The following is a 9,208-nucleotide window of genomic DNA, read 5'->3' on the forward strand; positions in this document are numbered from 1 at the left end:
CCCTTGTCTCCCTTGTCCCCTCCCATTTTCCCCCATGGGGTGGACTACCATAGGTAAATGTCACAGTATCGGAGTGCGATCGCCATGAGTGCCAAACAGCCGCAAGGAGTCCAGAGCTTTTCCTGGAGACAGAAAATTCAGTGGGTTCGCCAACCGATGGACTTGCTCGAAACCCTAACCGGGCAATACGGTGATACCTTCTCTATGCCGGGGGGAAGTAAAAGAGCGTCGATGATTTTCACCAGCGACCCCCAAGGAATTCGAGAAATTTTTGCCACCGATTCCAACTGCCTCGATTCTGGAAGGGCTGCGGGGGTGCAGCTACCATTGCTCGGCCCCAACTCCCTGATTGCTCTGGATGGAGAGCGCCACAAACGCCAGCGCAAGCTATTGATGCCGCCGTTTCACGGGGAACGGATGCGCTCTTACGGGGAGTTGATTCGCGAGATTACCCACCAAGTAACGGGGGAATGGGCGATCGATTCTCCGTTCTCCATGCGCGAAGCGATGCAAGCGATTTCGTTTCGGGTGATTTTAAAAGCGGTGTTCGGAATTGCCGACGGCCCCCGATACGATCGCCTCAAAGCTGTCCTCATGGCGCGGTTGAATCCCCGCCGTCCCCTCGTCACCACCCTGATGCTGATGTTTCCCGTTTTGCAGAAAGATTGGGGGCGCTGGAGTCCTTGGGGGCGGATGATGGAACAACAGCGGCAAATCGACGAACTCCTCTACGCCGAAATTTCCGATCGCCGCGCCAACTTCGACCCCTCCCGAACAGATATCCTATCGCTGATGATGGCGGCGCAGGATGAAAATGGGGAAGCCATGAGCGATGAGGAACTCAGAGACGAGCTGATTACCCTGCTGGTTGCCGGTCACGAAACCACGGCAACGGCGCTGGCATGGGCATTGTACTGGGTTCACCATCAGCCAGAGGTGGGGGAAAAGTTACGCCGGGAACTCGATGGGTTGGCAGAAAAGACCGATCCAAATGAGATTCTGAAGTTACCCTATCTCAATGCTGTGGTGCAAGAAACTTTGCGGATGTACCCGGTGGTGATGTTTGCCTTGCCGCGATTGGTGAAAGCGCCGGTGCAAATTTTAGGCTACGATTTGGAACCGGGTTCAGTAATTAGTCCTTGTATTTATTTGACGCACCATCGATCGGATTTGTATCCGGAACCTAAAGAATTCAGACCGGAACGCTTTCTCGAAAAGCAGTTTTTGCAGTCGGAATATTTACCCTTTGGTGGGGGAAATCGCCGCTGTATCGGTTTGGCATTTGCCCTATTCGAGATGAAATTGGTGCTGGCGACGGTACTCTCGAATTGGGAAATGGAACTGGCAAGTTCCCAACCGATTAAACCCGTCCGTCGGGGATTGTTGATTGCGCCGGAGAATGGCGTGCCGATGGTGGTGAAGGGGAAACGAACTCAGCCGCAGCCGGTGCTTGAGCGATCGTAACCCAAAGCGGTTAGATAGGGTTGGAGTCGATCGCAGATTCGATCGGTATTACGTTCGATTTCCGGTAATAGTTGAACGGGACGAGGTTGGATGTCGCAGTCGATCGTCTCTGGGGGGGTTAAGTCTAGGAATTCGAGGATATTGCCGATTGTAGCTTCGGGTTCCTGGCAAAGCTCCTCAAATTTGATGTTGATATAGTCGGCTGGGGATAATGCGGAAATATTTTCTAAAAAGTAGTTTGTCGATTCTATGGTATCTTTAAAAACTTTTCGCAATCCCAACTCGAAAAACTGGGAATAATAAAATCTATAAAGATAGCGCAGTCTAGCCTTTTTCCAAATCTCTCGATACTGTTTGGAAATTAGAGCCGTGTATTCATTCCATTGGGAGAGGAGGGTGCGAGCGGCTTTAATTTTTGAGTTCATCATCTGGAGGGGATGGCGATGAATGAAAATAAATTTTGCTTGAGGTAAGGCTTTTTTAACGTAGCTAAACTGGGGATAGTCCCAAGGATTTTTTAGGAGTAATAATTTCTCGGGATCGGAAATTAATTGAATCTTTTGACAGAGTTCGATAAATAAGGGTAAATTTTTCGGGGTTATCTGAGAGTCGTAACCAGAATTTTTGAGAATAAAGCCATACTCTTCGGGGAGATGGGGGGTTGCAGGAACACGATCGATTTCTCGAGCTCCAATTCCTTTAACTTGAAATATATTTTCGAGTTCTGCAATCGCTTTTTCTTCAGTTCGATCGATAAAATTTGATACTATTTTATGATAATCAATAATATGATAAGCTTTAATATAGTTAAGTTTTTGAGTTTTAGCTAAGGTTTGATAGAGCAGCGTTGTTCCCGATCGATGATCGGCCATAATAAAAACAGGTGAAAACTTCGTATCTTTAACTTTAGATAAATATGAAATATCTGCAATATTATAATTTTTCAAATCCATAAATTTTCGCTCGCCATAAAGTATTCAAATGATAGCACAAGTCTTTAAAATTCAGTCTAGGCAACGGCAACGAGCTTCTATTGTGAGTGTTGCCAATTTTAACTCGATTTCTGATGGAACGATAGAAACTCGATCGATATTAGAAAATCCTCGAATCAGTTTATATTGTCTCGACGATCGCCAACAGCAAGCTGTCTTTGTCGAAACCCAATTAGATACGATCGCCTTGTCCGATCGACCGTTTTTCTATCAAGCTCAGTTTGAAACTGCGCAACGGTTAATTACTCTCGACTACAATGAACTTCATCAATTAGCCGATCGCATAAAAAAGCGACTTTCCAACCTAATTTTAATTTATTCTGTTGGGCGCTGTGGTTCGACGTTATTGAGTAAAGCATTGGGTCAAAGTGAAAATAAACTTAGTCTTTCCGAACCCGATGTTTTTAGCCAAATCGTCAATTTGCGAGAAGCCAATGGCAGTCGAGATCGAGACATTTTAAAACTGATTGAGAGTTGTGCTCGAATTTTGTGCAAGCCGATAGCTACTCAATCTTTTATTAGATGGGCAATTAAATTTCGCGGACTGGGGATTGGAATTGCTGACTTATTCCATCAAGCTTTTCCTGATGCTCGATCTATTTTTCTCTATCGCCATGCTGAAGATACCGTTACCTCTTTCGTTCGGAACTTTGGCATTCCCACACCCGAGATTTTTGCGGCGATCGAACAAAATATCGAATACCACAGCCGAGCGATACCTCCCCTAAAATCCTATTTTCCGATCGAATATAACCGCACGAATGCAATTAACTTTTATACGATTCGCTGGCTTTGGTTTATGGAGCGCTACGTGCAACTTTACCATCAGAGTATTCCAATGCAGGCAATTCGATATGAAGACTTACGCGATCGATCCCGTGAGGTAATCTCGGCAATATTCGAGTATTTGAATATTCCTACTTCTGAAGTTGAAAAGGCTTGCCAAGTCTTAACAACGGATTCCCAGGCTGGTTCGATGTTGGCAAACGATAAAGCTTCTAGAGCAAAAGTTACCCCCCAAGATACGAGGGATATCCGTCGTTTTTTGCAGCATCATCCCGAAATTCAGCGCCCAGATTTTCAAGTTCCCGGTACGTTATTGTTAGGGAATTGTTAGAAACCTTAGAGTCTTAGATCGTGTCTGCCACTCCACCGCCCAAACGAAAAATCACTTTTCCCCTCACCCTCGATACCACCTCACAAACTCCCTCTCTTATCAACTGCGAAGCCGCCTATCTGGAAATGGGAGAGGGCGTGCCGCTACTGATGCTGCACAGCTTTTTTGCCGAAGCCAGCGGATTTTTGCCCTTGATGGAACGCTTAAGCACCCGGTTTCGCTGTATTGGTTTGGATATGCTGGGATTTGGGGAATCGTCAAAGCCGGAAATTCGCTACAGCGTGACGGCAGAAGTGAGGTTTGTGACGGAATTTATCGATCGCCTCGATTTACCACCGTGCTATATTTTGGGTCATTCCTTTGGCGGTTGGGTGGGGACGGCGTATACCTTGAAATGTCCCGATCGCATTACCGGACTCATCCTTGTCGCACCGGCCGGGATACGGGATGATTCCCTGCGCGATCGTAACACGCCCTTGCAATTTCTCCTCAACCCCACGCCTCTGGTGGATTGGGGATTAACCCTAGCAACCCCCATCGCCGGAGTTTTGGGACAACGGGAAGAACTTGCAAAAATCAAATGGTTTCGGCAGCAACTGATGAGGCAGCCTGCGGGGCGTTCTTTCATCACCCAGCGACTCACCGGCATCAAAGGTGCGGAAACCGTCGATCCCCAAATTCATCAAATCGCGCAACCTACTCTCGTCATTGCTGGGGAACTCGACGAAACCATTCCCCTCTGGCACAGCCAAACCTACGCCGACAAAATCCCCAACGCCCAACTAGTGGTGATTCCCGATGCGGATCATGCTTTGCCGCAGAAGTACGCACCTCAGATGGCAGAGGAAATCGATCTATTTTTTGCATCTTAATCGATCGGATCGAACAAACATCAGAAACTGGACAAGCCGATCGTTGACTCGGTTCTGTATTCTTCAACGGAACTCGAGATTATTCTTTAACGCGCTGGTAAAGACCTTGAGCAAGCTCGATCAGATTGACTAACTGCGACCATTCTGGTGCTTCCGAACCCGAGCTATTCGCCTGTTGAGTCTTGACGCTCTTTTTGAGAGCTTCGAGCAAAACACTCGGAGAGCTATTGGCATCGAGAGATTCAGAAACCGGGGCTTGGGAGGTTGTGGTGTCCTCGGTTGCCATCTTCGATGGCAACCCGTCAGAAGAGTCCATCGCCTCGGCTTCCTCTTGAATTTCTTGAGCTTTTTCGGCAAGCGCTAAAGCATTTCGGGACAGGTGTTCCGGTAGTCGGGGATGTTCGGAGAGAGAGATTTTTACCAAATCCAGGAAAAATTGGCGCACTTGCTCCACCCACTGCAACTCTGGGTATTGCGATCGAGCTTCCTCGGAAAGTCCTTGGCGACTGGCCGCATCTAAAATGTCCTGTCCCCCTTCCACTAGAGGAAGCGCCTTCTGAGATAAATTGGCTGGAAGCCTGGGGATATCGGCCAAACTCGCCCGCGCCAACTCGATTAACAGTTGTCGAACCCGTTCGATCCACTCTAATTCTTCAGATTTCCAGTTTAAATTCTTCATAGATTGTCTGCTTTAGATTTTAAGATTTGTGCGATCTCACTTCTTTGGCTTGCACCCCTAGTTTGACCTACCTCAAATCGAAGCGCGATCGCAATGGCTGACTTATTTATTCGTGAGTTTCCAAACCCCGTCCCAATCTTCACTCGGAGGCTCCTGCGCAAAAAGCATACAGCGCTCCACGTGCAATTTGGCAGCTTTATTATTTTTCTCGATCTTCAGTACCTTTTCAAACTCTTTCTGAGCATCTTTAAATGCCTGTTTTGCTTTTGCCACAAACGGTTTTTTACACAAGTCGATGAGCTTCTTAATGCGATCGACTGATATTTCTTCAGCTTCATCCGCGAGCATTTGCTTTGTTTGGGAGTTCCCGCCAAATTGCTTGAGTTTAGCAACCAATAGCTTTTTGGCCAAGCGAGGGGTCAGTTTCGTAACTTGTTCGGGCAAAATTGCATGGGCCTCGCTGAGGCTGACATCCTTCAAGTTCTCGGTACCGAGCATTCGTTTTAAGGTATTTTCCCCGAGAAGTTCGAGAAGTTCGGGTAGGAGCAGTTTCGAGAGCATATCCTTTAACATTTGCTCCTCGTTATAGGATAGCCGGTCTATCTGCTCTTGGGGTAAGCTCGATAGCTGGTGCAGTAAATCGAGTAACTCCTCCTCCGACAGCTTTTCTCGTGCGGGCTTGAGGTAATATTCTCGCCCTTGGCGATAATATTCGATCGCTTGTTGCTCTTCGGGGGAAATCTCTCGCGCCAGTTCCCCTTCGTTGATTGCCACCAGTTCGTAAATTGTCACCGGTTGGGTTTTCCCCTTGACGGTAATAAAGTCTAGTTCGCGAACCACAACCCGATCGGCATAAGCTCGATAGGTTTGCTCGCTAATCACCAAATCCACGCCGTACTGCTTGCTGGTTCCTTCCAACCGAGATGCGAGGTTCACCCCATCGCCGATGGAGGTCAATTCCATGCGCTTGCTAGAGCCGATATTACCGCTAACGACCTCGTCGGAATGAATGCCCATGCCGATACTAATCGGCATTTTCCCTTCTTCTTGGCGATCGTCGTTAAATTGTTTCAGTCGCTGCCGCATGGCGATCGCCGCTTGCATCGCGCACCAGGCATCGTCTTCTAACGGAGCCGGAGACCCGAACACCGCCATGAGCGCGTCCCCGATATACTTATCGAGAGTTCCCCCGTATTTGAATACGGCATCGACCATTTCTTCAAAGTAGGCATTGAGCATCGCCACCACTTCTTCCGCTTGCAGCTTTTCGGTGAGGGTTGTGTAGCTGCGAATATCGGAGAACAGCACGGAGACTCGCTTGCGTTTGCCCCCCAGTCCCGTATCTCCCGTTGCTAGCAGGGCTTCTGCTACTTCTGGAGTCATGTACTTGTACATCAAGTTTTTGACTTCCATTTCATCGCTGATGTCTTCCATCACCACCAGCGCCCCATTCACTTTCGCCGGGTCTTCTGCATCGGCCATGGAGTTAATCGACAGGTTGATGCTCTGTTCTTCCGCATCTTCCGCAATCTTCAAGATTTGGTTGGGATAGTATTGCTGGCGCTCTTTATCCTCTTTAGGCGCGAGGGCGGCATCGAACCACTCAGCAAATTTTCCTTCCTTCAGATGAACCATATCCCGCAAGCACATCCCCTCGACCGGGATATTTTCATCTAACCCCAGCAGCACCATCGCACTCTCGTTAGCGGCAATAATATTTCCCCGCTTATCTGTGGAAATGACCCCGTTAGAGAGACTGCGAAGGATATCTTTTTGTCGCTGTTCTTGTTGCTTGACCGTGGCGAAGCGCTTGGCATTTTGCAAGGCAACCCCAGCTTGGATGTTAAGCGCTTCCATAAAGTCGAGATCGGAGCGATTGAAACTGGCTTTCCACTGCTCGGGGGCTTCGGGCCAGTTTTCCGGATCGTATGCCGGATGATCCCCCTGCTTTTTCTTATTAATGAGCTGAGTGACTCCGATTAAGTTCCCGTTGGAGTTGTAGACGGGCATGCACAGCATACTACAGGTGCGATACCCGGTCTTTCGATCGGTTCTTTTCGAGGTGTCCGATCGCGGATCGTCGTACAGATCGAAGGGAATCAGCAGCGGTTCTTTCGACTCGGCAACCATCCCCGCAAAACCCGCCGTTCGAGGAATGCGGATTTCTTTGAGCTGACCGCCAATCGGGATTTTCGTCCACAACTCGCCCTTTTCTTCATCCAACAGCCATAGAGTCGAACGATCGGCGTTCATCAGCTCCTTAGCTTCGTCCATCACCTGCTTGAGGGTATCTTCCAAGTCCAGGCTGGCTTTGCTCAAAGAGCTGACCGCAGTCATCAGCGCCGAGGCCGCGCGCTGTCGCTGGGTTGCGGCGTAGAAGGATTTTGAGGATTCGAGAATTAAGCGAATTGAGGGAGCGAATTCTCGGAAAACTTGCTCGTCTTCAGCACTAAAGCCATGACGATCGATCTTATCTTCGAGCCGTACGTTGCGATCGACTTCGTGCTTTAGCTTATTAATCAGCTGCACCACTGCCACCAAAGCCCCCGTGTCTTCGTTTAAAAGGGGCATCGCGAGCATGGTATAGGTGCGATAATTATTTTTCTTATCGAATTGCTGCGCTGTTTCCGATCTCGGATCGCTGTAAAAGTCGTAGGGAATGTTAACGGGTTCTTTTTGGGTCGCCACTTCTCCGGCAATGCCTACTGTCGCGGGAAAGCGAATTTCGAGCGCGTTCCCTTTCTCGTCTTTGGCAACAATGGTAAACAGCTCGTTCTTATCTTCATCGAGCAAAAAAATGGTGCTGCGATCGGCATTAAGTAGCTCTCCAGTTTTCTCGGTAATCGATCGCAGCATCTCATCGAGAATCGCATCGAACCCCTGGCTGTCGAGCAAGCTGTCGAGCATTCCCAGAGTTTGATTGACGACTTTGAGCTTGTCTTCGACCCCGGTAACGACTTCTCGGAAGCTATCTTTGGTCAGAGGAGCGAGAAAGGTCGAAAAGCTACCTTGCGAGAGTGTTAAAGCACTGCTGCTCGATGGGCTTGGAGGAGGGGGTGAAGATGCCTCCCGCACGGGCTCTACATCAACCGTAATCGTGGGGTCTTGATGAGGTGCGGATGTCATAGTGCTTGACTCAAGCTGATAGGTCGAGAATATAAATACTTTGCTGTCACAGATATTGATTGAACGAAGAGTCGTCGATGAAACTTTTCTTTCCCGTACATGTTTACCGTACAAAACAAAGAATAAGACAGCAGGTCGGGGACTCTCCACCAGTGTACTCTGCTTACCTGTTAGGGTAAAGAAAAAATTCCCTCAATCGATCGACCCAACGATAGGAGATCGCGCGGTCGCGATGCTCGATGAATACGCACCTCGCGCTCGTCCTACACTTTCGATCGCAATTGCTCCCTTGAAGTTCCAATTTCAAGGCGGGTCTAACAAACGGTTCGAGTGCTGCGATTCGACGGTCGATCGCCGATTGCTTTGGTGTTTTTGGTGTACTTCGATCTCCCAACTCAATTGTTATTCTGTTTCAAGATCGCTAACACAATTTTTGTATTTTGTCAACTCAAGTTCGATCGAATCCGGTTGAACGATCGTAATTTAGGTTGAGGAGCTGGGGAAGAAAGTGACTCGTGGGATTTGCAGATTACAGTTAATTACCCGGATTTGAGATTACAACTCCAGAGAAAGAGCAAAATCACGGGGTGTGGGTCTTTTTCCTGTTTGAGGATCGGTCATTATCCCGATTTGAGATGGCGCAGATCTGAAGCTTGGTTCAAAAGAGCATCGGCAAAGACCAGCGCTTCTGAAGCAGAGCCTCCCCCCGCCAGCTCCGCGAGTTCGAGTCGCCGACGTTCGAGGTCTAGGACGCGAACGCGAATGACGGTTCGTTCGAGGGTTTCGAGGGGGTTGGGTTCGCCGGGATCTTCGATGGTCTGCTTATCAACCCGGAAGTGTTTGTCAGCCATGGCCGCGATCGGGGGTTGGTGAGTCACGCACAGGACTTGATGGCGCTCGGACAGTTGGCGCAGTTTTTCGGCGATCGCTCCGGCGACTCGTCCGGATACCCCGACAT

The 9,208-nt window shown here is 48.8% G+C and carries 6 protein-coding genes and 1 pseudogene; 3 read left to right on the forward strand and 4 right to left on the reverse strand.

All coding sequences use genetic code 11. The features are described from left to right. Nucleotides 1-57 precede the first annotated feature (57 nt). A complete protein-coding gene (locus IQ235_RS10845; protein ID WP_264321483.1) occupies nt 58-1,464 on the forward strand; it encodes a cytochrome P450 in 1,407 nt (468 codons plus the stop codon). On the opposite strand, the gene IQ235_RS10850 is transcribed toward IQ235_RS10845, so the two are convergent. Next, a complete protein-coding gene (locus IQ235_RS10850) occupies nt 1,434-2,417 on the reverse strand; it encodes a sulfotransferase family protein (protein ID WP_264321484.1) in 984 nt (327 codons plus the stop codon). The genes IQ235_RS10845 and IQ235_RS10850 overlap by 31 nt on opposite strands. An 82-nt stretch (nt 2,418-2,499) precedes the next feature. Between IQ235_RS10850 and IQ235_RS10855 the strand changes: the two genes are divergently transcribed. Further along, complete coding sequence (locus tag IQ235_RS10855) at nt 2,500-3,573, forward strand: sulfotransferase family protein (protein ID WP_264321485.1); 1,074 nt, start codon at nt 2,500-2,502, stop codon at nt 3,571-3,573. Nucleotides 3,574-3,593: 20 nt separating this feature from the next. After that, nucleotides 3,594-4,445 carry an alpha/beta fold hydrolase gene (locus IQ235_RS10860; RefSeq protein ID WP_264321486.1) on the forward strand — a complete coding sequence of 284 codons (852 nt, stop codon included), beginning with the start codon at nt 3,594-3,596 and terminating at the stop codon, nt 4,443-4,445. Between the two features lie 79 nt (nt 4,446-4,524). On the opposite strand, the gene IQ235_RS10865 is transcribed toward IQ235_RS10860, so the two are convergent. From IQ235_RS10865 to IQ235_RS10875, 3 genes and pseudogenes are all read right to left on the reverse strand, one after another. Next, nucleotides 4,525-5,124, reverse strand: coding sequence for an inorganic pyrophosphatase (locus tag IQ235_RS10865; RefSeq protein WP_264321487.1), 600 nt, complete (start codon nt 5,122-5,124; stop codon nt 4,525-4,527). Between the two features lie 102 nt (nt 5,125-5,226). Then, nucleotides 5,227-8,250, reverse strand: a complete 3,024-nt coding sequence (locus IQ235_RS10870) for an adenylate/guanylate cyclase domain-containing protein (RefSeq protein WP_264321488.1) — start codon at nt 8,248-8,250, stop codon at nt 5,227-5,229. A gap of 620 nt (nt 8,251-8,870) precedes the next feature. Further along, a pseudogene (locus IQ235_RS10875) lies at nt 8,871-9,208 on the reverse strand (DNA repair protein RecN); the annotation flags it as partial.

Source organism: Zarconia navalis LEGE 11467, assembly GCF_015207075.1.
GTDB classification, from domain to species: Bacteria; Cyanobacteriota; Cyanobacteriia; order Cyanobacteriales; family Geitlerinemataceae; genus Zarconia; species Zarconia navalis.